The sequence below is a fragment of the Thalassomonas sp. RHCl1 genome (genome assembly GCF_947387555.1).
Taxonomy (GTDB): domain Bacteria; phylum Pseudomonadota; class Gammaproteobacteria; order Enterobacterales; family Alteromonadaceae; genus Thalassomonas.
Genome location: NZ_CANDNZ010000001.1, coordinates 574,247 through 599,797, shown reverse-complemented (window position 1 = coordinate 599,797; position 25,551 = coordinate 574,247). Strand labels below are relative to the sequence as shown.

Sequence of the window (25,551 nt, the reverse complement as noted above, 5' to 3'; positions counted from 1 at the left end):
ACTTCTTTCAGTTTGGCCGTAAATCAGGACGAACACCAGTCTGATCAATATTAACAGCAAAAATGCCTGCCCGGGCGCTAATGCTTTAAGTTAAATGGATATTAAGCTAAGCTCTCGGATAAAATTAACTTTTAGTGACGGATATAAGTAGTGAAATCAAAAGCGACCTCCTTTGACATTGCCTACAGGGCCGGTGTTTCCCAGTCCACGGTATCAAGAGCCCTGAGGAACAGTCCTTTAGTAAATGAAGAAACCCGGCTAAAAGTCCAGGCCATTGCCAGGGAATTAAATTACAAGGTAGATAAAAACGCCAGCAACCTGCGCACCCAGCAAAGCGCCACCATTGCCCTGCTGCTGTTTGAAGATCCCACCAGCGACGATTCCATGATCAACCCCTTTTTCCTGTCGATGTTAGGCAGCATTACCCGCGCCTGCTCCGATAAAGGCTATGATTTACTGGTTTCTTTCCAGCAAATGAATAATGACTGGCATGCCGACTTTGAAGATACCAATAAGGCCGACGGTATTATTTTGCTCGGCTATGGCGACTTTGTCGATTATGAACAAAAGCTGCAGCAGTTAATCGAGCAAAATACCCGCTTTGTCCGCTGGGGCGCCGAAGCCAAAGGCTTGCCTATAGTCTCGGTCGGTTGCGATAATTTTCACGGCGGCTACCAGCTCACCGAACATGTATTAAAAAATGGCCGCCGCCAATTTGCCTTTTTAGGCGGCGCTTCCAGCCACTCCCCCGAGTTTTTAGACCGCTATTTAGGGCACTGCAAGGCATTGACGGATAATAACCTCAATGTTGACCAGGCGTACCAGTTTGACGCCATCAGCACAGAAGAGTCCGGTTATGACGCCGCCCGCAAACTGCTCGAAAGTGGTTTGCCCTTCGATGCTATTTTCGGGGCCAGCGATCTGATCGCCATAGGTGCAATGCGGGCCTTACAGGAGCAGAAGGTTAACATCCCCGATGATGTTGCCGTAGTCGGTTTTGATGACATTCCCATTGCCAGCTTTACCTTTCCGCCGCTGACCACGGCAAGGCAAAATACTAAGCTTGCCGGAGAATTATTGGTAGAAAAGCTGTTGAAACTGATCAACGGGGAAGCCGTCGACACCACCTTAATGCCAACAAGTTTAATCGTAAGAAAGTCCTGCGGCAGTTAGAGATAAGCAAACTCGCCGCTCTTTCACATCCGTCTTTACTAATGAAAAGCGCGCCATTGCCTGCATGGATGCAGGTACTTAGCTTATGTCAGGAACATATAAGCTGACCATCCTTCCCTGGATATAGCCGCTCTTACACATCCGTGTGAACGCGTCATACCATCCTTCCATGGATATAGCCGCTCTGACGCATCCGTGTGAACGCGTCATACCATCCTTCCATGGATATAGTCGCTCTGACACATCCGTGTGAACGCGTCATACCATCCTTCCATGGATATAAAAAAACCAGCGGACATGCGCTGGTTTTTATTTAAAAATTAAAGCCGGTGTTATTCCTGACTTTCCTGCTCTTCTGCTAGCGGTTCGCTCATTTCCACCTCAACTCTGTCTACCCGCTGCAAACCACGGGGCAACTTATTACCACGTCGTCCGCGTTCACCGCGATAATGTTCGATATCACCGGGTTTAAGGGTCAGCTTTCTTTTACCCGCATGCAGGGTAACGGAGCTCTCAGGACTGATGACATGAATAAGTGTGACATATTCGTCACGGGATTTGACCCGGGCCGATGGAATATTAATGATCTTATTCCCTTTACCTTTGCTGAGCACAGGCAAGTCTTTCAACGGAAAGACCAGCATACGCCCTTCGTTGGTAACAGATAAACACAACTGGCTGTCAATCTTGGTAATCGCCCTTGGCGGCATAACTTTAGCTCCCGCCGGCAGGCTTAATAAGGCTTTGCCGTTTTTATTACGGCTAACCATATCGGCAAAGCTACCGATAAAACCATAACCGGCATCGGTGCTGAGCAGGAACTGATGCTCATCTTCTGCCATCACCGCCTGGGTAAAGGTTTCCCCGGCGGCCAGGTTAAAGCGGCCAGTCAAGGGCTCCCCCTGACTCCTGGCGGTAGGCAAGGTATGAGCATCGGTAGCATAAGCCCGGCCGGAGGAATCTATGACCACAACGGGAGAGTTACTTCGCCCCCTGGCAGAGCATAAATATTCGTCACCGGCTTTATAGTTTAACGCTTTAGGATCTATATCATGTCCCTTGGCACAACGCGCCCAGCCCTTGTCAGAAATCACTACGGTCACAGGTTCGCTCGGCACCAGATCTTTTTCCGATAATGCCTTGGCTTCACCCCGGACAATAATTTGTGAGCGGCGTTCATCGCCATATTTTTCCGCCGCTTCCATCAATTCCTTTTTCATTAAGGTATTCATGCGCGCCTTGGAATTGAGCACTTTTTCCAGATAATCCCGCTCTTTATTGAGCTCGTCCTGCTCGGCGCGGATCTTGATTTCTTCCAGCTTGGCCAGCTGGCGTAATTTAATTTCCAGGATAGATTCGGCTTGGCGCTCAGACAGGCCAAAACGGGCAATCAACTCGGCTTTTGGTTCATCATAATTACGTATGATTTCGATCACTTCATCGATATTAAGGTAGGCAATCAGCAAACCTTCAAGGATATGTAACCGCGCCAGTACCTTGTCCAAACGATATTGCAGGCGGCGGCGTATGGTTTCACGGCGAAACTCCAGCCATTCCGCCAGGATATCCCGCAAATTTTTCACCGCAGGACGGTTATCCAGGCCGATCATATTCAAGTTAGCCCGGTAGTTTTTCTCCAGGTCCGTGGTGGCAAATAAATGCTGCATCAGCTGCTCTGTGTCCACCCGGTTCGAGCGCGGAACGATTACTAAGCGGGTCGGATTTTCATGATCCGACTCATCACGTAAATCCACTACCATAGGCAGTTTCTTCGCCTGCATCTGGGCCGCTATCTGCTCCAGCACCTTACCGCCGGAAGCCTGGTGCGGCAGCGCAGTGATCACTATGTCACCCTGCTCAATCTCATAGACGGCGCGCATCTTGATGCTGCCGCGGCCGGTTTGGTAGATTTTTTCAATTTCCGCTTTCGGGGTAATGATCTCGGCATCGGTAGGATAATCCGGCCCCTGGATATGCTCCAATAAATCCGCCACTTCAGCTTTAGGTTGCTCAATTAAATGCACACAGGCATTGGCAACTTCCCGGACATTATGGGGAGGAATATCTGTGGCCATGCCCACGGCAATACCGGTAATACCGTTCAGTAAAATATGGGGCAGACGGGCGGGTAAGGTTTTCGGCTCTTTCATGGTGCCGTCAAAGTTAGGGATCCAGTCTACCGTGCCCTGCCCTAATTCGGATAACAACAATTCACTGAAGCGGGATAATCTCGCCTCGGTATAACGCATCGCGGCAAAGGATTTGGGATCATCCGGTGCCCCCCAGTTACCCTGACCGTCAACCAGGGGATAGCGATAGGAAAACGGCTGCGCCATCAATACCATGGCTTCATAACAGGCTGAGTCGCCATGGGGGTGGAATTTACCCAAAACATCCCCGACGGTACGGGCAGATTTTTTATATTTGGCAACCGCCGACAGTCCAAGCTCAGACATGGCATAAACAATACGCCTTTGTACCGGCTTTAAACCGTCACCGATATGGGGCAAGGCCCGGTCCATGATGACATACATGGAATAATTGAGATAAGCTTCTTCGGTAAAACGCCGTAAAGGGACTTGCTCTACGCCTTCAAGGCTATATTCGAGTGCATCAGACATGAAATGGTTTTCCTAATGGGCAATGCAGCTTATTGCTGTTACTACTTAATTATTATTTTGCTCGCCTGCGCCTACAGATAAGGCCGAACAAAGGTTCCCGGGCCGGCAGCAATAGCGCTATTATACGGATATCGCGCTGGAAAAAACAGCTAAGTCAATTGAAAGTATTTTTTTTCGCTATCCAGGCTTGCAACTATCATATAAAAATGCTGTTTGAACAGCAAATCGACTGATATTTCAAGAAAAAACAGCAGTTACATTTGCTGATGCGGAGAAAAGCTTACCACCTGGTTACAGCCTTTTTTCTTTGCCACCGACATGGCTTTGTCGGCAGCATGCAACAAGAGCTCAAACTGGGGGATCACCTGGTGCAAACTGGCAACGCCGAAGCTGGCACTGACCGGGCATTCGATCCCCAAATGGCTGAAGTTATATTCAAAAATCTTCTCTCGCAAGCGCTCGGCTATCGCCTTGGCTTCATCGAGGTTGGCTTCCGGTAAAATAGCGGCAAATTCTTCACCGCCGATGCGGGCAAAGACATCTCTTGAACGCATGGTTTCATTGCCCAGTTTGGCCACCTGCTGCAGCACTTTATCGGCAATATCATGACTGTAATCGTCATTGATTCTTTTGAAAAAGTCGATATCGAGCACTATAGCGCTAAACTCACTTTGCTCCTCCACCGCTTTTGAGGTCTGCAACTGCCCCTGGGCAAATAACGCCTTACGGTTAAGCAGCCTAGTTAAACTGTCGGTTTGTGCCATTTTCTGCAGCACCCGCCGCACCTTGAATTGCCGCAAAGATAAAACAAAAAAGACCAGGGTAGTCACAATAAGCAAAATGAAATTCTTCTGCTGGGCATTTTTCTGATTTTCCGCATCACGGATCTGAAACTGCTTTAAAATATTTTGGTTATTGATTAATTCATTTTCTTTAAGCTTACGGTCGGTTTCATACTTTTTATTGAGCATGCTGACAGTATCGGCATTTTTCTTATCCGAATAAGCCTCATAACGCTTGAGGTACTCTTTCTTTTCCGCAAAAGCCAAGTCAAACTGTTTTTTAACGGCATAGATATCCGCCATCAATAAATGATACTGTAAAAAATTCGGCTGGTTTAACACATGCTCGGGCAGATCTGTGGTCAGTTTTTTTGCCGATTCCAGCGCCGAAAACGCCTGTTCTATTTTGCCGCTTTCAAGCAATACCCTGGCTTTAACAAGTAACAGCAGATAGCTTTCGGCGCTGTTATACAAGGCACTATTTTCATTAAGTTTTTCCAGCTGTTTCTCTACCGCTTGCGGAGATGTTTGCGCCGGTTCGAACAAGGCGAGAATTTTCGCATTAACGCTGGTATTTTGCTTATCTTTGACAATCGATGAAACTTTTCGGCTTTGCTCGGCCCCCTTGATCTTTTCCTGGGCAAGCACAGGGATAAAAAAGCCGATAAAAAGTGCCGCCAGACAGAAAAACGAGCGGGGAGATTTTCCAGGGATTAGCCACATATACAGTTACCCCCCTGGTTTTTTGCCCGGTAAAGCATTTTCTCCGCATTCTTGATCAAGGATTCCAGATCCAAATGCTGCTTTTCATCAAAGCTGGCAAAACCTATGCTGATAGAAACATTATCCTCAGAAGAGAGTTGCCACTGGTAACGTTCAATTTTTTCCTTTAATTCCACCGCAATATCCATGGCTTGTTTTTTATCGCTTTCCGGTAAGAAAATAATAAACTCTTCCGCGCTAAAGCGGCCAAAAATATCGATGCGTTTCAGTAACTTTTTCCCCAACATGGCGATTTTCTTTAAAATTTCATCGCCAATCTGGTGACCTAACTGATCATTGATTTCTTTAAAATTATCTATGTCTATCATCAGGGCAACCAGGGGCGAATGCTGCTGTTTTGCCCGGGAAAAATAACGTTGCCCCTGCTTCAATAACCGGTGACGGTTCACCAAACCGGTCAGGTCATCGAGATGGGTCACCCGGCGCAGCTTTTTCTGTCCGCGCACTAAAGTTGATAACAACCAGACAAAAATCAGGGCAACCACACCACTCATCATCAAATAAAACTGCTGTGCTTTTGCCTGTTTATTGGCTTCGGCTAACTCGGCATTATTCAGGGAGCGTTTTTGCTCAAGAATTTTTTTATGCAAATCCGCCTGTTTGCTTTCATAACGCAAACGTAATTCTTCAACCGCTTCAATATCGGCGGCATTAAGCTTTTCAACCCGGTAATCAACCGATTCGGATTTAAAACGATAGGCTTTTTCATATTGCCCGAGCACATAATAAATATCTGCCTTTAACCGGATCATCAGATAATAGTTGTTGTCCTTGGGCTGCTCCTGTTCCGACATCAGTTTCTCGGCGGTAAAAATCGACTCAAGCGCTTCATCATAACGTTGCAGGTTTTTAAATATAATCGCCTTATCGAGCAGGTAGGTCACCGGCATATCTTTATTGCCGTTATAGTCGACATACTGCTCTGCCATCTTAAAGTAGCGGTAGGCTACCTCCGGCTCTTTCTCTTCTTTATAAATGTATGACAAGGCTAAACCGATATAAACACCATAAAAAAACGGATCATTGACAACATCCCCGGCTTCGGCAATCACCTTGTTATAGATACGAATGGCGCTGGCATATTCTTCATTATTGTAATGGGAGGTGGCGATATTGGATAACACCCAGACCGCAGAAAAGGTGAGCGATGAGTTCTTATAATGCTGGTAGGAGCGCTGTAAAAACTGCATGGATTTATCATTCTGGCCAATAGTGGAATACAGGTTGCCCAGCTCGGAATTAATCCCCCCCTGCAATTCTTCATTGCCAAGCTTATTGGCTATCATCAGGGCATCGTTTAACACCACAATAGAGAGATCATAACGCTCGGTTAAATAATAGATGGCCCCCAGGTTTGCCAGGCCTTCGGCGATCATGTTTTTATCATCGAGGGAGCGCGCTACTTCCAGGCCATTTTTATAGTCCTGCAGGGCAAGTTCCAGGTTGCCCAGGCTCTCGGTGGCAAAACCTTTGCTGTAGGATAACTCGGCGATATGAATACTCGGACTGCTTAGCTGGGAGGAGAGCTTTAAACCTTTAGTGGCGGCATTCAGGCTCAGCTGAAATTCCGCCAAATTGGCATACAGGGACGACTGTAAGGTATAGAATTTTACCCTTTCATTGAGGCTGAGTTTGGAGAGCTGATCTTCGACACTGTTTAACCTTTCCAGCGCCTGGGCAGGGGTGTCTTTTTCCAGGGTTTCAACCTGCTCCACCACCAGGGAAAAATTCAGGCTGAGTGCGCTTTGAAAAGCCGCAACATCACAAGATATTAACAAAAACAGATATAAATATAAGCATTTGAAACATAACGTTAATGTATTACACCGTTTGAACAAATGCCAACATCCCATTTAAGCTAGAAACACCGAAAATTCTTAATAAAACTAGCTCACTATAAAATGAAAATCAGCCACCGACAATGATAATTTTTCCGATAATAAAAAATAATGTCTTATTTCTGATCTTGACTTTTTCGTGTCAGTTCAAAATCCCAAAAACTGGCTTCGATTTTATGGCCTTCGGGATCGATAACAAAACAGCCATAATAAGGTTCGCCATAGTCGGGTCTTGGCCCGGGTTTACCGTTACATACAGCGCCGGATAAAAGCGCCTGCTGATAAAAGTTATCAACCTGTAATTTACTCTTGGCCATAAAACCAAAGTGGGTACCGTTACCGACCGTCATCGCCTTTTTATCAAAAGGGATCTGTACCCAGAACTCGGGATAGCCCTTACCAAAAGCCAGTGCATGCTCATACTCAGACACCAGCTCTATGCCCAAGGTTTTTAATACCGGGCAGTAAAAGGCTTTTGCCCGGCTAAGATCATTGGTACCTATTGAGGCATGGCAAATCGTGCGTTCATGGTTCGCTTTCATTGTTTGCTTTCCTTTTACCCGGCTTAACTTTTATGCGGGTTAACTTTGCGAATAAATAATGCCGCCAGCAAGGCTAAAATGCTTGCGGCAACTAAACATACCACCAGGCCATAAGCCTGAAATAAATAACCGGACAGCACAGTGCCCAGCAAACGCCCCAGGGCATTGGCCATATAATAAAAGCCGACATCCATAGAGACTTCATCCTGATTCGACAATGCCAGGATTAGGTAACTGTGCAGGGAGGAATTGACGGCAAAAACCAGGCCGAAAACAATCAAACCCGTTACCAGCACCACACCGGTATCTTGGGGAACTTGCTGGAAATATAAGGCGACCACCAGCAACGCGGTAACGGCGGCCAATACCAGGCCCCAGAAAGAAACCAGCTTCGCCGCCACCGGCTTCCCCTTACTGCTACCGGTAATTTTCGGAGTATATACCTGTACCAGGCCATAGGCGATAACCCACACCGCCATAAAAGTGCCGACATATCCATGCTGCCAGCCTAACTGGCTCACCAGGTAAACCGGCAAGGCCACCACAAACCAGACATCCCGGGCGGCAAACAGGCACAACCTAGCGGCCGATAAATAGTTAAGCGCAGCACTCTTGGAAAAAATCTGCCGAAATTTAGGTTTATTCTTGGCTTTACCGATTTCCCCGGTTAATACCCGGATACTGAAAATGGCCACCAGGGATAACATCAGTGCCATCAGCAATAAGGCACCACGGAAACCAAGCAGCGCCAGGAGCAAACCGCCGAGAAAAAATCCCAGGCCTTTTAAGGCATTTTTAGAGCCGGTTAACAGCGCCACCCAGCGGAACAATTTCCCAGACATATCTTCGGGGATCAAGGTTTTAACGCCGCTTTTCGCACTCATTTTATTGAGATCTTTGGCGATACCCGATATCGCCTGCGCCAGCATCACCCAAAAAACCGATAAATACTCCACCGGCACGGTTAACATCAGCAAAGCACAGACCTGCATCACCAGGCCGATATTCATGGTTTTATTCAAACCAATCCGCGCCCCGAGCCAGCCGCCGACCAGGTTGGTAACCACGCCAAAAAACTCATAAAATAAAAACAGCATGGCGATGGCCAGCGGCGCATAACCGAGCTGGTGGAAATACAACACCACCAGCATACGCAAAGCGCCGTCGGTCAGGGTAAAACCCCAATAGTTGCCCGTGATAACCAGGTACTGTTTTACTGCCGGTGGCAAGCTAGAAATTTTTGACCACATCTATTATTTATCTCCAAGATCCCCTTAGGAAAGGCAGCAAAGCTGCCCTTGGCTTTTAAAGAGACAATGCCAGCTTGCGCATTAATTCTGCGCTGCGGTTGGCATAACCCCATTCATTGTCGTACCAGAGATACATTTTCAGTTGGCTGTTATTCACCACCATAGTAGATAAGGCATCGACAATAGCAGATCTCGGATCTGTCTTATAATCGACACTCACCAGCGGCCGTTCTTCATAACCTAAAATACCTTTAAGCTCACCTTTGGCGGCATCAGCCATCAGGGCATTAATTTCATCTTCGGTGACATCACGCGTTAACTCAAACACACAATCGGTAATAGAGGCATTCGCCAAAGGTACCCGGATGGCATGACCGTTTAACTTGCCCTTAAGCTCGGGGAAAATATGGGTAATGGCCGTTGCCGAACCTGTGGTGGTAGGAATTAAACTCTGGCCGCAGGCACGGGCCCGGCGCAGATCTTTGTGGGGGGCGTCCAGTATGGTTTGGGTATTGGTAATATCGTGAATCGTGGTCATGCTGCCGTGTTTAATACCGATGTTATCCTGCAAGACTTTCACCACCGGAGCCAGGCAGTTAGTGGTACAGGAAGCAGCAGTGACTAGATCATGGACATTAGCATCATATAAATCATCATTAACGCCCATTACCAGGTTTAACACCCCTTCTTCTTTTACCGGCGCCGTCACCAGTACCTTTTTCACGCCCTGCTCAAGATAAGCCTGCAACTTGGCCTTGGTTTTCATTTTCCCCGAGGCTTCAATAACAATATCACACCCGGACCAGTCGGTATCATTAATACTGGTATTGCGGCTGGTGGTGAGCTGCCTGTCATCAATTGAGATCTGCTCTTCCTGGCCCGAAGCGGCGTATTGCCACTTGCCGTGCACGGAATCAAAATTGAGCAAATGCGCCAAAGTGGCGGCATCACCTGCCGGATCATTGATATGGACAAATTCAATTTCAGGCCAAGACCAGGCCGCCCTTAATACCAGCCGTCCCATGCGGCCGAAACCATTAATGCCAACTTTTACTGTCATTACCGTTACCTTTTAAATGAATAATTTTGTTAGTTAATTTGCGATTGCTTTCTTGCCCTTAGCCATTTTCCAACATCAGCTCAAGGACAGCACAGCACTTGTCTGTCGGGGCGGTTGCCCATCTCCAATAGCCGTTGCCGGCTTGGCGCTAAATAGTGCTGAGAATTTTCAAAGCAATCTGAGATAGCCGTTAGCTGCCAGCTTGCCAATTTGGCTGACAAGCTATAAAACACCCATTTACCCGCCCGCCGGTCTGCTAATAACCCTTGCTCCCGTAAAATGGCGATATGACGGGAAATTTTCGGCTGGGATAAATCCAGCGCCTGGGTCAGCTCACAGACACATAATTCCTGCTCGGCAAAAATGAGTAAGATCAGCTGTAGCCGGGTATCATCCGCCAGGGCTTTAAAAAATTGTAAACTTTGCATGCAATTACCTGATATCACTTTTTCCAGATAGGTCTAAGCAAACACATATGGAAAATCATATATACGGATTATCATATGTGTTCATTTTATTTACAAGCGCTAATTTAGTCTTTAGAGTATTTTTCAGGAATGAATAACAATCAAATGATGGACCCCATATGTTAAGCGTCATACAAAAAGCCACTAAGCTTCAAGCCCTGTTTTTCCCTGTATTATTGTTATCTGTTAGTGCTTGCGCCGGGAATGCTGCTCAAGACCAGGGCAATATAGCCAGTCTGGAGGAGATAGCTCCCCCGGCTGATTTTGACAACGTTCACTTGATGGCGCTTGGCAGCGATAAGCATGCTTCCGAATACCTGATTTTCGTAAAAAAGAAAGTCGCCGCCCATTACCATGCCGAGCATACCGAAATCGTTTATATCCTGGAGGGAGAAGGACTGATGCGCTTGGGTGACAGTAAAAAACGCGTGAAAAAAGGTGATTATATCCGTATCCCCCAAGGTACAGTGCATGCCGTTGAGGTTACATCAAAGCAGCCAATGAAGGTATTTTCGGTGCAGACACCCGAATTTAAAGGTCAAGACAGGATTTTTGTAAAGGAAGGATAAATTAACAAATTAAAAGTAACGGGCGAGCAAGTAATACTCACCCGTTAATTTCTGACAAGCAATATAGCTAAGGGAAGTTTCCCCTTAACAAACAGGTCGATACTAAACCTGGGCCATATCCCCTTTGGTTTGCAGCCATTCCTTACGGTCGCCGGAACGTTTTTTCGACAACAACATATCCATCACTTCCATGGTTTCCGAATGTTCATCTACCGTTAACTGCACCAGGCGGCGGGTATTGGGATCCATGGTGGTTTCTCTAAGCTGTAACGGGTTCATTTCCCCCAGACCTTTAAAGCGCTGGACGTTAACCTTGCCGCGTTTTTTCTCCGCTTCTATCCGGTCGAGCACGCCGTCTTTTTCCGCTTCATCCAGGGCGTAAAATACTTCTTTGCCGACATCGATGCGGTATAGCGGCGGCATAGCCACATAAACATGACCGGCCCGTACCAAAGGTAAGAAATGCTGGGTAAAGAGCGCACATAACAAGGTGGCAATGTGTAAGCCATCGGAGTCGGCATCCGCCAGAATACAGATTTTTCCGTACCTAAGTTCATCTAAGTTTTCACTATCGGGATCTATGCCCAAAGCCACGGAAATATCATGGACCTCCTGAGAGGCCAGGATTTGTCCGGACTCTACTTCCCAGGTATTTAATATTTTCCCCCTAAGCGGCATGATCGCCTGGGTTTCCCTGTCGCGGGCCTGTTTGGCGCTACCACCGGCCGAGTCCCCTTCCACCAGGAAAAGTTCGGTCCTGGAAAGGTCCTGACTGCCGCAGTCGGTTAATTTACCCGGCAACGCAGGGCCCTGGGTAATTTTCTTACGTACTACTTTTTTACTGGCACGCAAACGGCGCTGGGCGTTGGAGATACAAAACTCTGCCAGTGCTTCGGCTATTTCGGTGTGTTCGTTCAGCCATAAACTAAAAGCATCTTTTACCACACCGGTAACAAAGGCCGAACATTGCCTTGACGATAACCGCTCTTTGGTTTGCCCGGCAAATTGCGGATCCTGCATTTTAATCGACAGGATAAAGCTACATTTATCCCAGATATCGTCCGGGGTCAGTTTAAGGCCGCGGGGGATCAGATTACGAAATTCACAAAACTCACGCATCGACTCCAACAGGCCCTGGCGTAAACCGTTAACATGGGTGCCCCCCTGAATAGTAGGGATCAGGTTAACATAGCTTTCACCGATAGACTCGCCCCCTTCCGGTAGCCAGGTCACCGCCCAGTCCGCCGCTTCATGCTGGGAAGAAAAAGAACCGATAAAAGGCTCTTCCGGCAGGCTGACATAACTTTTAACCGACTCTTTTAAATAGTCCTTTAAGCCGTCTTCGTAACACCACTGGTACTTCTTGTCTTCATTTTTATCATGAAACTTTATCGTCAAGCCGGGACATAACACGGCTTTCGCTTTTAACAGATGCGTCAGGCGCAACGCTGAAAACTTCGGCGAGTCAAAATAGTTGGCATCCGGCCAGAATTTTACCCGGCTGCCGGTATTACGGCGACCGACGGTGCCGGTTTCGGTAAGAGCCTGTACCTTTTCCCCGTTCTCAAACGCCATTTCAAAGACTTTGCTATCGCGTTTTACCGTGACATCCACCCGGGTGGACAAGGCATTAACCACGGAAATCCCCACCCCGTGCAAACCACCGGAGAACTGATAGTTCTTATTGGAAAATTTACCGCCGGCATGCAACTTACTGAAAATCAGCTCCACCCCGGAGACCCCTTCTTCGGGATGGATATCTGTCGGCATGCCCCGGCCGTCATCGATCACTTCAATGGACTGATCTTTATCCAGGATCACGCTAATATTTTGCGCATGTCCCGCCAACGCTTCATCGACAGAGTTATCAATAACCTCCTGGGCCAGATGGTTTGGCCGGGTGGTATCGGTATACATGCCCGGGCGACGGCGTACAGGATCTAAGCCGCTGAGGACTTCAATGGATTCGGAATTATATTGTTCGCTCATGTAAACTTCTAATCGTAGTTAAGGTGATTATTAACGCAGCTAACGGCTTTGTGCCGGCTCATTTCACAGTTTCAGCTAATCTTGCCGCTATCTGACAGCCAGGGGCAACTGAAAAAACTGCATAATATCAGGCAAGGTATCTTGATAGCCAACAAAACTATGGTCGCCTCCATGGTGGATATGGAGGTGGCAATCCTGATATTTTGCTGCCGCCTGCCGGTAATTTAACACTTCATCGCCGGTTTGTAACATAACCAGGTAATTATTTTTTAAACTTATGTTAGATTCCAAGGATTTAAGGGCATCAATTTCCCCTGTGCCTATCTGGTAAACCTCACCGGTATAAGGGTTGGTTTGCTCACTGGGATAATCCCTTAACAGCTGATAGGGTTTTACCGCCGGATTAATAAGCACGGCCGGCAAGGCATATTTTTCTGCCAGGTAATGGGCAAAATAACCTCCCAGCGAGGAGCCGATTAAAAACCAGCGGCTGTTAATTGGCTCGGGGCTGTTTTCCTGCTCAGGGCTTTTTTCCAGCTCAAGGCTATTTTCCTGCTCAGGGCTGTTTTCCCGCCCACAATGCTCAGCCATCAGGTTTTCCAGCTGGTCAATCGCCCCCCGGCTGTTGGTCTTTAATTGCGGACAATAAAAGCCAACCTCAGGGTGGTTAGCCGCCAGATAATCCCGGGTCTGCACCGCTTTAACCGATAACGGAGAAGAGTTAAAGCCATGGATATAAAGGATGTTATTTTGCTTATTCAAGGGAGTTCCAGATAATTCACTTGGGTATTTATACTTGTATCTTCGTTCAGGGTAAAAAGCCTGTAGCCCGGACCTTGTGCCAGGGCGCTCACGGTTTCACAATCGGGATCAAACTGTATTGAGGTCGCCGGACAAGTATGGACAACAAGCGGATAACCGCTGTTTTCAGGTGAAAGTGTCAAACCTCTGTGCACATGGCCGCAGGCAACGGCTTTCATCGAAGGGAAATTTTCCGTTAGCTGCCAGAATTCTTCCGCATTGGTTAAACCATGGCGGTCAATGAAATAGCCGACAGCAACCGGATGATGATGCATAAAAATCAGCTGTGACTTATCCGGGTTAACCGCTTGCTTGAACTGCTGCAGGCTTTGCTCGGAAAGGTAACCTGCCGGGGTATCCCCTTTGCTGCTTAATAAGCATACCTGCCAGTTTGAATGTTCAATTACCTTGGCCGGATGAAAATAAGGAGGGATTAAAAACCTGTTTAACAGCTCCTCATCATCATGATTACCCGGCAAAAAATAAACCGGTATTTTTAAATTTGCCTGACGTACCAGTTCGGCAAAATGCCGGTAAGAAAGTTCACTGTGATCCTGGCTCAAATCCCCGGTAAAAACCAGGTAATCCAGGGGGTGATTATTACTGAGTTCACTCAATACCCGCTGCAGGTTCTCATAAACATTTACCCCGCAATGCAGGGCGCTTTTATCGGCAAATAAATGGCAATCACTGATTTGCGCCAAGGTGATGACAGAAGAGGACAAGTCTTTAAACTCCGGGTCAATTGAAAGAATTCAGGAAACAGAAGGTGAACGTTTACTCACCTGACAACAAGCAAGAGCTAAGTAAACAGCGGTACATTAACCTGCCCCAATTGCAGGCACAGTTGCAGCCATTCGTTTAAAAACAAATTAATTTGCTGCTTCTCATCCGGCTGGTGCATATTTTCATTGGGGTAGTCATACCTGGGTTTCACCTGATAAACATCCTGGCTGGAAATTACTTCCGCCATGCGGGCATCATGGTATAAACGTATCGACATACTCGGGCGCAATAACTTGGCCAGATCACAGCCGGTAATATGGGCATCCTGGGCAATAGTGATCAAACTGGTATAACGGGTCACCTCATCGACAGTCACCGAATAAGAGATAAAATCTGAGATAAAAAAGCACCTTTGCTCTCCCGCCTGCTCTTTATCCGCCAGCAGTTTCAACAACATCATATAGTTGGTTTCACACAAGTTCATCAACACCGACAAGCGAGGTTGGTACCTGGCCCGGCCGCTGATGTGATTGTCGTTACTGCTTTCAAATGCTCTTGTCATCAGGTTTGCCACGAAGTTTGAAGTTTTTGGTAGTTAAGCGCTAGCCATTGTAACCCAATTATAGTCGCAGCGTTGCTAATTTTGCCGTTTTCCAGCAACTGCAACGCCTGAGCCCGGGGAAAAACATGCACCCGGATATCTTCCCCTTCCTCCTCCAGGCCATATACACCGCCGACATTGGCGCTGTTTACCCTGGCGGCATAAAGGTGGATATACTCACTCATACCGCCGGGACTGGAGAAGTATTTCAGTACAGGAACCAGCTCGGCCGCTTTAATGTCCAGATCAGCTTCTTCTTTTGCTTCACGAACGGCAACCTCTGCGGCACTTTCTCCTTCACCAAACATCCCGGCAACAAATTCCAGCAACCAGGGGGATTCGCCGCTGCGCAAAACCCCTGGCCGAAATTGCTCCAGCAACACCACGCTATCATTGACGGGATCATAGGGCAGTAGAACAACGGCATCGCCACGTTCAAAAACCTCCCGGGTTAAAGTCTTGCTAAAACCGCCGTTGAACAACCTGTGACTGACATGATATTCATTTATCTTGAAAAAACCCTGGTATTTGGTTTCTTTTGCATGTTCAATAACGTCTTCTGAGCTAAACTGTTCTCTTTTTTCTGGGCTAATATTTGTTTTCATTTTCATGCTCACAAAGGGAAAGAATTCGCGATAATATTTTGTTACACTAGTATACACAGGTAAACACTTATTTTATTTGGCTAATTTGAAAAGCCTAGTAGGATAGTGCGCCATAAAATAATAGAAAAAATTTTCACTAAAGGAATTGCTTGCGCATGAAAAAAACAATTACCTCCTTACTTATTGGCTTAGCTTGTGCGGCAAGCAGCACCAATGTATTAGCTGATGACCTGTTAACTGTCTATCAGCAAGCTTTGGAGAATGATCCGGTAGTATTGAAGGCGGCGGCACAATATAACATCGCCAAAGAAGATATCGAACTGGCCCGCGCCACCTTATTGCCTAAATTATCTGCCAGCGGCAGCTTTACCGACGGGCAAACAGAGTCCGATGACGAAACCACCCACAGCCAAAGTGAAAGCACCAGCTACGGCGCCACACTGAGCATGGAACTTTATCACCACGATTCCTGGTTACGTTTAGACAGCTCGAAAAAATCTGCACACCGCAGCGATTTAAACTATCAGGTAGCCAAGCAAGATTTGATTGTCCGTGTTACCCAGGCCTATTTTAACCTGCTCAGTGCCAAGGACGATTTGGAATTTGCCACCGCGGAAAAAATCGCCATTGAGCGCCAGTTAGAGCAAACCAAGCAAAGGTTTTCCGTGGGTTTAACCGCGATCACCGATGTACACGAAGCCCAGGCACAATATGATAACGCGGTAACCAGTGAAATTCGCGCCGAAAACAATATCTATACCGCTGAAGAAGCCCTTAGGGTGATCACTAATGTTTACCCGAAAAACATCAGCGTATTGAACACCGAACGTTTCAGCACCAGCCGTCCGCTGCCGGATAGCGCCAATGCATGGCAGCAAACCGCAGAAGCAAAAAGCCTGGATTTAATCGCCCAGAAAATCGCGGTAGATATTGCCAAAGAAGATATCAGTATCGCCAATGCCGGTCACTTGCCAACGTTAGACTTTAACGGCAACTATTCAAATGCCAAATCCGAAGTCAATGATATCAGCGGACCGTATATCGACAGTCATTCTGTCGGCATTACCCTGTCGGTACCTATTTATTCCGGTGGTGCAACTTCCAGCAGTGTCCGCAGGGCGCAACACAGCTACGTTGCTGCCAGCCAGGATCTGGCCTCGGTTCATCGCGGCGTAGTACAGGATACCCGTAATGCCTATAACACAGTGATCGCGGCGATTTCTGCGATTAAGTCGCTTGAACAGGCTCTTGTCAGTGCGCAAAAAGCCTTGGAAGCAACCGAAGCCGGTTTTGAAGTGGGTACCCGGACCATAGTTGACGTACTTAACAGTACCCGTAACCTTTATGATGCCAAGCGTAACCTGTCTACGACACGTTACAACTATATCCAAAGCGTATTAAACCTCAAACGCGCCGGCGGCACCATTACCGAGCAGGATATCAATGATATCAACAAAGGTTTGATGGCGGCTAAATAATCGCCGGACACCTGGGTATCGTCACTCTTTCACATCCATGTAAGCGTGACATACCATAATTCCTGAACATAAAAAAACCGACGCCAGTCGGTTTTTTTATGTTCGAAAGTTAATGACAAAGCAAGCTTTTGCCTTGCCAAAAGCCCGGGAACGTTAATCTTCCAAACGTATGGTATTGATAATTTCCGTGGTAGATATACCCGCCTCAAAGTTCAGTACTTTCACCTCTCCTCCGGCAGCGATGACTTCCTGGCCACCGGCAATATCTTCTACCTGGTAATCACCGCCTTTAACCAGCAAGTCCGGTAATATATTGCCGATAAGGCGTTGCGGCGTATCTTCGCTAAAGCTCACCACCCAGTCTACCGCAGCCAAACCTGCCAGCACCGCCATTCTCCTGTCGGCAACATTGACCGGGCGACCCGGACCTTTCAAACGGGTGACCGAAGCATCATCATTAACGGCGACAATTAACCTGTCTCCCAGTTTTCGGGCATTTTCCAGGTAGGAGACGTGACCGGCATGTAAAATATCGAAACAGCCATTGGTCATCACTATTTTTTCACCGCGTCCGTTGGCCGCCTCCACGGCAATCTTCAGCTGTTCTTCGCTCAGCACGCCAAAACCGCTTTCCTGAACATGATCAAGCTCGGTTAATAATTCCGCTTCGCTGACGGTCGATGTGCCCAGCTTGCCGACAACAATACCGGCGGCGGTATTTGCCAGCGCACTCGCCTGGGTAAAGGTAGCGCCGGCGGCAACCGCCAATGCCAGCGTGGCAATAACCGTATCCCCGGCACCGGTAACGTCAAAAACCTCTTTTGCCTGGGTCGGTAAATGAAACTCCTGCTGATCTTTTCTTAGCAAGGTCATACCGTGCTCACTGCGGGTCACCAGCAGGGCCTGAAGATCAAGTTCGGTCAGTAACTTCTGCCCTTTAGCCACCAGCTCAGCTTCGCTGTCACAGGGGCCGACAACGGCTTCAAACTCCGACATATTCGGGGTCAGCATAGTCGCACCGCGGTAACGGGAAAAATCTTCCCCTTTAGGATCCACCAGTACCGGCACCTTATGCTCCTTCGCCTGGCGGATCAGCGCCTGGACATCGGACAAGGTGCCCTTGTTATAGTCGGATAACAATAATAAATCGTGCTGAGGCAGCTGCTTAGCCACTTCCGCCCGCAAACTGCTTTTATCTATCTTGTCCAGGGACTCTTCAAAATCAAGGCGGATCAGCTGCTGATTCCGGCTCAATACCCTGAGTTTAGTAATGGTCGGCACCTGCTGGTGCTGGCTAAAACTGCACTGAATATCCATGGCCTGCAAATGGGTCTTTAATGTCTGTGCGGCTTCATCTTCTCCGGTAATGCCAGCCAGCGTGACTTTGCCGCCGAGTGAGGCAAGGTTAAGGGCAACATTACCGGCGCCGCCGGGTCTTTCATCATTGTTATTTATCTTAACCACAGGTACAGGCGCTTCCGGAGAAATACGCTGTGTCGGGCCGTACCAATAACGATCAAGCATAATATCGCCAACGACTAAAACGCTGGCCTGATTAAAAGCGGGAATATCTACTTTCATCCTGAGTCTCTTAACAGATATAATGGCGACTAGTGTAGCATATGAAATTCAATGAGTTGATACCATCTAGTGAGCAAAAATAAAGTTTTACAGCCAAATTTTAAATTATCCTTCCTGTTACCCAAATACTGGCTCACCTGGTTAGGGGTTTTTATTTTATACAGCATCTCCTGGTTGCCCTATAAATGGCAATTAGGGCTGGGCAAAATGATCGGCAGGCTGCTCTATAAAGTCGGCTCAAGCCGAAAAAAAGTGGCACTGAGAAACATCCAGTTATGTTTTCCCGAGATGCCTGAAGCCGAACAATTAACCATGCTCAAGAAAAACTTTGAAAATACCGGCATCGCCCTGCTTGAAACCGGCATGGGCTGGTGGTGGCCGGATTGGCGGGTAAAACGCAAAGTAAAAGTCAAAGGCCTGGAGCACATCAAAACAGCCCAGGAAAATGGAAACGGGGTATTACTGCTTGCCATGCATTACCTGAGCGCCGAAATCAACTGCCGCGGCATCGGCTACACTAACCCTATGGTGGTCTTTTACCGTCCCCACAATAACCAGCTAATGGAATACTTCCAATTTCGCGGCCGCGGACGCTCCAACAAATATATGTTGGGCAAAAAAGACGTCAAAGGCCTGCTTAAAGCCCTTGGCGATGGCGAAGCATGCGTATATTTACCGGATCAGGACTACGGCCGCAACCGCAGCCTGTTTGTGCCCTTTTTTGGCGTTAAAGATGCCGCCACCACCACAGGCACGTTAATTTTTGCCAGAAAGAAAAATACCAAGTCTATGATGATCATCCCGACCCGAAATGACGACGGCAGCGGTTACACCATAGAAGTTATGCCGCCGCTGGAGAACTTCCCGAGCCAGAATGACGAGCAGGATCTGATCCGGGTCAATCAGGAGCTGGAAAAAGCCATCTCCCGCAAGCCGGAACAGTATATGTGGCTGCATCGCCGCTTTAAAACCCGGCCAAATACTGACGATCCATCATTGTATAAATAGTAAACTTTAAGTATGGTATAAGTATCGTTAACAATTTTGTTATCTGTGGGAATCAATTAAGCAATGAAATTCTGGCTTCCTAAAATTATTTTTGGCTTGATATTAATCTCGCTCGCCACATTTTTGCTTAAAAATCAAGAGCTTGTATTCTCCCCCTCAAATAAAGGCGGCGAAGTTGCAGAAATAGAACTGCCGGTTCAACCCAAAAAAACCACCGGGCTAAAGGACACCACAATCAAACCTACAGCCCGGGCGGTGAATAAAGAATCCACCAATGCCGCCGCCGAGGGCCTGTCCCGCTTTTATGCCAGCATCAATTCAGACTTAGGCAAAAAAGGACCGAGAATAAAAAATCACGTGGTTTTTTTGCCTGAGCCCAAGGGAGATATCGACAAACTGCTTGAGGCCAGACGCCTGGTTACCCGACCGCTAAGGGCCAACTGGCAGGGAGACAAGGAATCCCGCCCGTTTCGGGTAGGACAAACTGTGTTTCAGAAATTATCCGAATATGCCGAAGATAACGGCCTGCAAGTGATCTGGTGGCTTAACCGCGACTTCTTGGTAAAAGACCCCTTCCGCATCAATAAAAACATTATCGATACCGCCTACCAACTGGGCAAAGGCGTGGAAGGACACTTTGAAAACGGCGTTTCCACCTTTTTCTGTTACCGTCACCGTACCCTGGTGCTCATCGACCTGCCAACCGATTACATTAAGAAGCAGTGTACTTTGCTAAAATCAAAAACCGGCTACAATTAACCGGTTTTTGATAACCTATCCCAGTACTCTTTATTCGACAAAGAAACGCTGCCAGAGCTTAATAATATCCGGCGCATAAATATCAAACTCTTGCCTGCCGATCAGCTGAGCTTCGTTTTGCAGCACCGCCCTGTGTCCTAAGTCCCTCAACCGGCAATAGGTTTTAATTAACAGTTGCGACTGACTTTGATCCAAAATCCCCGCCTTATGCAACTGTTCGAAAATCCGGATATTATCCGAATAATCGGCAATTTTCGGATAATCATGGCTAAATAGCAGCACCAGATACTGGGCCAAAAATTCAATATCCACCAGACCGCCTGGGGCCTGCTTAATATCGATTTTCTCCGCGGTAGATTTATCCAGATGATTGCGCATCTTATTGCGCATACTGATGACTTCACCGGATAACTGCTTATCCGAGCGGGTAACCGCCAATACCTGACGTTTAATATCGTCAAACTGGCGGCGGATACCATCATGGCCATATACGGCACGGGAGCGCACCAGTGCCTGGTGCTCCCAGATCCAGGCATCGTTTTTAAGGTAATGCTCAAAGGTATCGATATGCACCACCAAGACCCCGGAATTGCCCGACGGACGCAAGCGCATATCCAATTCATATAAAATGCCGCTGCTCATCCTGGAATTAAAAATATGCATAATGCGCTGGGCGAGTTTCATATAAAACTGATTAGCCGGTACCTGGCGCGCGCCGGTGGTTTGCTCATCCGCCTGACTGTCGTGAATAAACACCAGATCCAGATCTGAGCCATAACCAAGTTCAATACCGCCGGCCTTACCATAACCTATCACCGCAAAACCTTTTTCACCGGTAACCAGGCAGGACTCAGGTACACCAAAACGCACAGATACCTGCTGCCAGGCGAGGTTGATCACTTCGCCGATTATGGCTTCAGCCAGTGCCGTTAAGTGATCGCTGACCTTAGTCACAGGTAAAATACCGACAATATCGGCGGCGGCAATGCGTAATTGCTGCGCCTGTTTAAACTGGCGCAACATTTCCATCTGGGCTTCGAGGTCTTCTTCAGGGATACGCAGCATCACCTCCCTAAGCTCAAGGGCGTAACCCGATAGCGGCAACGGGTTATGCAAAGACTCGGGATCGATCAATTCATCGAGCAACAGCGGGTATTTGGCAATATATTCCGTCACCCATAAACTGGCGGTGCACAAACGGATCAGGTGCTTAAAGGCGCCTTCATTTTCATAGAGTAATTCCAGGTAGGCGGTGCGGGTCATGATTTTTTCAAAAACCTGCAACACCCTGGCCAAGGTATAATCTTCACAGTGCTGACGTTCCAGGTGACACAATAATAACGGCACCAGCTTATCCAGCACCTGGCGGCCGCGGTTGCCCAAAGAGCGGCGGGAAACATCCCGGCGAAAATGCGCTAAGGTCTGCCAGACCTTTTCTGCCGGCCAGTCGGACACCAGCTGGTTTATCCAGGCAATAGCTTCATCATCTTCCCACTGGCTGTGCCACAAGGTCACCCAATGCTCGTCTATGGTTTGATGATTGGGGGTTTCTTTACCTATCAGATCATTAAACTCCAGATGTACGGCTTCCATATGACGCTGCAAAGTATCCAGCAATTGCTGCCAGCTACCGAGCTTAAGTACCGTTAATAGCCTTTGCTGGTCAAGCGATGTGTCAGGCAAGGTTTGGGTCTGCTTATCGTCTAACGCCTGGATAATATTCTCCAGGCGCCGTAAAAACAAATAGGCATCTTCGAGTACTTTTTTGCTGGTCGCTTTCAATACCCCCGCTTTAACAAGCTCGGGTAAAACCACCAGCAAGCGACGCTGCTGCAACTCCTTTTCCCTGCCGCCGCGGATCAACTGGAAAACCTGGACGATAAATTCAATTTCCCGGATACCGCCGGCGCCAAGCTTGATATTGTTTACCAGGTTCTTGCGCCGTACTTCCTGTACTATCATCATTTTCATGCGCCGCAGGCTGTCAAAGACACTGAAGTCTATATATCTGCGATAAACAAAAGGCCGCAACAATTCCGTCAAGGCATCATGATAATCGCTGCAGCCGATCAAGCGGGCTTTCAGCATGGCATAGCGCTCCCAGTCCCGTCCCTGTTCCTGGTAATAATGCTCCATAGCATCAAACGTCATCACCAGCGGCCCGCTTTCACCAAATGGCCTCAGGCGCATATCGACCCGGTAGACAAAACCATCGGCGGTTTGCTGATGCAAAGCGGTAATGAGTTTCTGCCCGAGGCGGGTAAAAAACTGCTGATTATCGATACTGCGCCCCGAACCTGAAGTTTGTCCCGACTCGGGATAAGCAAAAATCAAATCGATATCGGAAGAAAAGTTCAGCTCCTCGCCGCCGAGCTTGCCCATACCAAAAACCAGTAAAGGCAAATCCTGTCCCCGGCTGTTTTGCGGCGTGCCCCATTTGTTCTGGCAAAAGTCGGTTAGCCAGTTAAGGGCGCCTAATATCAGGGCATCGGCCAGGGCGGATAAACGTTTCAATGACAATTCAAGCGGGAGATCCAATACCAGATCGGCAAAGGCAATTTTCACCATTTGCTGCAGGCGGATTTGTCTTAGCAAACGATGTAAGCTCTCTTCACTGTCACAATCACTTAAGTGCGCGTCAATCAGGGCAGGATAATCCGGCGTCTGCTCATCATAAATGTTGCCGCTGGTAAAAAGTGTCGTCACCAGCTCAGGAGCCTGCAGAAAACTTCTTTGAATAAATTCACTTAAGGTAACAGCAAGTTTAAAATCCTCCTGCTGCTTCTCTGTCAGCAAATCCAGTTGCTGCGGCTGTTGCTCACTACAAGTTTGCCAGTATTTTTCCTGTAATTGCTGTAAATCTGACGAAAGCGAAGGTAAAATTCTCGTGGTCACCTGAACTCCGGTTAACATTAATTATTGGTAAATTAGGGTGATAGCGATTAAACAGTGGACATATTATGTCGTAAATGGTACTAATTACCGATAACCATAGCATTTTTGAGGAAAACATGGCAGGAATGCATAAATTTCGCTTCATTTTTTTCGCCCTGACCCTGTTACTGACGGCCTGTGGTGACCCCATCAAAGAACAAGTCACCAGGCAACTGCCGGTCACTGAACTCAGGGTGCAACAACTTGCCGATGCCCTGGAAAACGGCCAGGTGAGAAATGCCGAGCTCATCCGCCAGTACGGCGATAAGATCGCCCGAAGCAAACCGGAATTGGCTGAGCTGGTAAACGTCTTTAAACAAGATGCCACCACGCAGGGACCTATGTATCTGGCCCTTCTCGACCGCCTGAACACGGTTAAAAACCAACCGGAAATGTTTGCCGATAATCAGGCAATCTATGACGAATTGCTCAATATCTATCAGGCCGCCGATCCCGTGCTTTATTCCGATGCGTTAAGCGACCCCCTTAACGTCCTGGCAGACATGTCTGACGGCATGTTGCCCCGTATCAACGCATTGTCAAAAGCCCAAAGCCAGCAGGCAAACAATGCCCAGGATTTCGGCACCGGCGAACAATTGATCGGCAACCCCAACTACGGCAGCTGGACCACGGGCAGCAACGGCATGTCTTTTTGGGCCTGGTACGGCATGTATTCCATGATAGGGGATATCTTCGGCTCCCGCCGCGTCTCTTACGGCGACTGGGGCAGACACCGCAATTACAGTTATTATAACGATTACGGCCGCACCCGCTACAGCTCCCCGAGCCAGCTGAAAAAACAAACCCGGTTAGATGCCCGCACCAAGAAATCTTTTGCCAAGCGCGGGCAAAAATTTACCAGCGCCTATGGTAAAAACCGCACCGGCGCTTCCAGTTTATCGAGCCAGAGCAAAACCGCACAAAGCAGTGCCAACCGCTTTCGCTCCCAAAGCAGCAGTAAAAGCAGCTACGCAAGAAAATCAGCCAGTTCGAGAAATGCCAGTTTCAGAAACAGCAGCAGTAAAACTTCTCGTGGTTTTTCCCGCGGTAAATAGCAATTAGAAAATAGGAATAATAATGAATACATTAATTGAAATCACCGCGCTAAATCAGGATTTACTGACTTATTTGGCCATCGATCTCCTGATTGCCATTATCTTGCTCGGTACCATGCGTTTTGTTTCCGGTTTATCCGCCAAGGTAAATACCACCGAAGAACTCGCCAAAGAAGATAACTTTGCCTTTGGCATCAGTGTCGCCGGCAGTGTCGCCGCCTTAGGTATAGTCTTAACCGGCGCCATAACCGGGGAAACCGCCACCAGCTATTTGGTTGAAGCCGTGGGTATGCTGGCATACGGCGTTTTTGGTTTAATCCTGATCAAAATCGGCCGCATCTTCCACGACAAGCTGGCCCTGAACCAGCTGGATAAAAATGCCCTGATCAAAGAGAGAAACCTCAGTATCGGCGTGGTCGATGCCGCCGGCGCTATTGCCACCGCCATTATTATCCGCGCGGTATTATTATGGGTAGACGGACTCGACCTTAGCACCTTTATCGCCATTACCAGCGGTTTTGTTGTCTCACAAGCCATCCTGGTGATCGTCACCCGGTTAAAAGAACGCCAATATGCCAAAAACAACCAGGACGACAGCCTGCAGGAAGCGTTAAGCCAGGGGCAGTTAGCCATTGCCATACGTTATGCCGGGCAAATGATCAGTACGGCATTGGCGGTCACCGCAGCCAGCTATTTCTTCAGCTACAGCCCGGAAACCTTAGTGGTTAACTTATTGGGCTGGTTAATTTTCGGCTTGGTGATGACGGTATTGGTGGCAATCTTAACCTCGTTAGCGAAACGCATTATTCTCTGGGGTATCAATCTGGTGGAAGAAGTCGACCAGCAGCATAATATCGGTGTCGCCAGCATAGAAATGGCGATCAGTATCTCCATTGCCCTGATCCTGACCGCCCTGATGGCTTAACTGC

The 25,551-nt window shown here is 47.9% G+C and carries 21 protein-coding genes; 7 read left to right on the top strand and 14 right to left on the bottom strand.

Annotated elements, in window-relative coordinates; genetic code table 11:
* The first annotated feature begins 150 nt into the window (after nucleotides 1-150).
* Nucleotides 151-1,173, top strand: a complete 1,023-nt coding sequence (locus QL234_RS02710) for a LacI family DNA-binding transcriptional regulator (protein WP_281556318.1) — start codon at nucleotides 151-153, stop codon at nucleotides 1,171-1,173.
* Nucleotides 1,174-1,505: 332 nt separating this feature from the next.
* Here QL234_RS02710 and parC read toward each other — a convergent pair whose 3' ends face one another.
* The 7 genes from parC to QL234_RS02675 form a co-directional block, all read right to left on the bottom strand.
* The gene (gene parC / locus QL234_RS02705) at nucleotides 1,506-3,794 is read right to left on the bottom strand and encodes a DNA topoisomerase IV subunit A (protein ID WP_281556317.1); all 2,289 of its coding nucleotides are present in this window, start codon (nucleotides 3,792-3,794) and stop codon (nucleotides 1,506-1,508) included.
* 254 nt (nucleotides 3,795-4,048) lie between these two features.
* On the bottom strand, nucleotides 4,049-5,299 hold the full coding sequence (locus tag QL234_RS02700) for a GGDEF domain-containing protein (RefSeq protein WP_281556316.1): 1,251 nt from the start codon (nucleotides 5,297-5,299) through the stop codon (nucleotides 4,049-4,051).
* Complete coding sequence (locus QL234_RS02695) at nucleotides 5,290-7,137, bottom strand: tetratricopeptide repeat-containing diguanylate cyclase (RefSeq protein ID WP_281556315.1); 1,848 nt, start codon at nucleotides 7,135-7,137, stop codon at nucleotides 5,290-5,292. Before QL234_RS02695 ends, QL234_RS02700 begins: the two co-directional genes overlap by 10 nt.
* Before the next feature lie 176 nt (nucleotides 7,138-7,313).
* On the bottom strand, nucleotides 7,314-7,739 hold the full coding sequence (locus QL234_RS02690; RefSeq protein WP_281556314.1) for a VOC family protein: 426 nt from the start codon (nucleotides 7,737-7,739) through the stop codon (nucleotides 7,314-7,316).
* Nucleotides 7,740-7,762: 23 nt separating this feature from the next.
* Nucleotides 7,763-8,989: an organoarsenical effux MFS transporter ArsJ gene (arsJ, locus tag QL234_RS02685; RefSeq protein ID WP_281556313.1), complete on the bottom strand. Its 1,227-nt coding sequence runs from the start codon at nucleotides 8,987-8,989 to the stop codon at nucleotides 7,763-7,765.
* Between the two features lie 55 nt (nucleotides 8,990-9,044).
* On the bottom strand, nucleotides 9,045-10,049 hold the full coding sequence (locus QL234_RS02680) for an ArsJ-associated glyceraldehyde-3-phosphate dehydrogenase (RefSeq protein WP_281556312.1): 1,005 nt from the start codon (nucleotides 10,047-10,049) through the stop codon (nucleotides 9,045-9,047).
* 80 nt (nucleotides 10,050-10,129) lie between these two features.
* Entirely contained in the window at nucleotides 10,130-10,477 is a 348-nt protein-coding gene (locus tag QL234_RS02675; RefSeq protein ID WP_281556311.1) for a metalloregulator ArsR/SmtB family transcription factor, read from the bottom strand.
* Between the two features lie 158 nt (nucleotides 10,478-10,635).
* Between QL234_RS02675 and QL234_RS02670 the strand changes: the two genes are divergently transcribed.
* The gene (locus QL234_RS02670; protein WP_281556310.1) at nucleotides 10,636-11,085 is read left to right on the top strand and encodes a cupin domain-containing protein; all 450 of its coding nucleotides are present in this window, start codon (nucleotides 10,636-10,638) and stop codon (nucleotides 11,083-11,085) included.
* Between the two features lie 102 nt (nucleotides 11,086-11,187).
* Here QL234_RS02670 and parE read toward each other — a convergent pair whose 3' ends face one another.
* The 5 genes from parE to QL234_RS02645 form a co-directional block, all read right to left on the bottom strand.
* On the bottom strand, nucleotides 11,188-13,074 hold the full coding sequence (gene parE, locus QL234_RS02665) for a DNA topoisomerase IV subunit B (protein ID WP_281556309.1): 1,887 nt from the start codon (nucleotides 13,072-13,074) through the stop codon (nucleotides 11,188-11,190).
* Nucleotides 13,075-13,161: 87 nt separating this feature from the next.
* A complete protein-coding gene (locus QL234_RS02660) occupies nucleotides 13,162-13,836 on the bottom strand; it encodes a YqiA/YcfP family alpha/beta fold hydrolase (protein WP_281556308.1) in 675 nt (224 codons plus the stop codon).
* Entirely contained in the window at nucleotides 13,833-14,600 is a 768-nt protein-coding gene (locus tag QL234_RS02655; RefSeq protein ID WP_281556307.1) for a metallophosphoesterase, read from the bottom strand. Before QL234_RS02655 ends, QL234_RS02660 begins: the two co-directional genes overlap by 4 nt.
* Before the next feature lie 77 nt (nucleotides 14,601-14,677).
* Entirely contained in the window at nucleotides 14,678-15,163 is a 486-nt protein-coding gene (locus QL234_RS02650) for a DUF1249 domain-containing protein (protein WP_281556306.1), read from the bottom strand.
* On the bottom strand, nucleotides 15,163-15,807 hold the full coding sequence (locus QL234_RS02645; RefSeq protein WP_281556305.1) for an NUDIX domain-containing protein: 645 nt from the start codon (nucleotides 15,805-15,807) through the stop codon (nucleotides 15,163-15,165). The genes QL234_RS02650 and QL234_RS02645 overlap by 1 nt, the downstream gene beginning before the upstream one ends.
* A gap of 155 nt (nucleotides 15,808-15,962) precedes the next feature.
* On the opposite strand from QL234_RS02645, the gene tolC reads away from it, so the two are divergent.
* A complete protein-coding gene (tolC, locus tag QL234_RS02640) occupies nucleotides 15,963-17,285 on the top strand; it encodes an outer membrane channel protein TolC (protein WP_281556304.1) in 1,323 nt (440 codons plus the stop codon).
* 153 nt (nucleotides 17,286-17,438) lie between these two features.
* On the opposite strand, the gene hldE is transcribed toward tolC, so the two are convergent.
* The gene (gene hldE, locus QL234_RS02635; protein WP_281556303.1) at nucleotides 17,439-18,866 is read right to left on the bottom strand and encodes a bifunctional D-glycero-beta-D-manno-heptose-7-phosphate kinase/D-glycero-beta-D-manno-heptose 1-phosphate adenylyltransferase HldE; all 1,428 of its coding nucleotides are present in this window, start codon (nucleotides 18,864-18,866) and stop codon (nucleotides 17,439-17,441) included.
* A gap of 69 nt (nucleotides 18,867-18,935) precedes the next feature.
* On the opposite strand from hldE, the gene lpxL reads away from it, so the two are divergent.
* Complete coding sequence (lpxL, locus tag QL234_RS02630; protein WP_281556302.1) at nucleotides 18,936-19,874, top strand: LpxL/LpxP family Kdo(2)-lipid IV(A) lauroyl/palmitoleoyl acyltransferase; 939 nt, start codon at nucleotides 18,936-18,938, stop codon at nucleotides 19,872-19,874.
* Between the two features lie 63 nt (nucleotides 19,875-19,937).
* Nucleotides 19,938-20,633 carry a TcpQ domain-containing protein gene (locus QL234_RS02625; protein WP_281556301.1) on the top strand — a complete coding sequence of 232 codons (696 nt, stop codon included), beginning with the start codon at nucleotides 19,938-19,940 and terminating at the stop codon, nucleotides 20,631-20,633.
* Between the two features lie 30 nt (nucleotides 20,634-20,663).
* On the opposite strand, the gene glnE is transcribed toward QL234_RS02625, so the two are convergent.
* Nucleotides 20,664-23,528 (bottom strand): bifunctional [glutamate--ammonia ligase]-adenylyl-L-tyrosine phosphorylase/[glutamate--ammonia-ligase] adenylyltransferase, encoded by a 2,865-nt coding sequence (gene glnE, locus QL234_RS02620; protein ID WP_281556300.1) that lies wholly within the window; start codon nucleotides 23,526-23,528, stop codon nucleotides 20,664-20,666.
* A 125-nt stretch (nucleotides 23,529-23,653) separates the two neighbouring features.
* Here glnE and QL234_RS02615 point away from each other — a divergent pair, with 125 nt between their 5' ends.
* Entirely contained in the window at nucleotides 23,654-24,622 is a 969-nt protein-coding gene (locus QL234_RS02615) for a hypothetical protein (RefSeq protein WP_348650697.1), read from the top strand.
* Nucleotides 24,623-24,644: 22 nt separating this feature from the next.
* The gene (locus tag QL234_RS02610; RefSeq protein ID WP_281556298.1) at nucleotides 24,645-25,547 is read left to right on the top strand and encodes a DUF350 domain-containing protein; all 903 of its coding nucleotides are present in this window, start codon (nucleotides 24,645-24,647) and stop codon (nucleotides 25,545-25,547) included.
* Nucleotides 25,548-25,551: the final 4 nt, after the last annotated feature.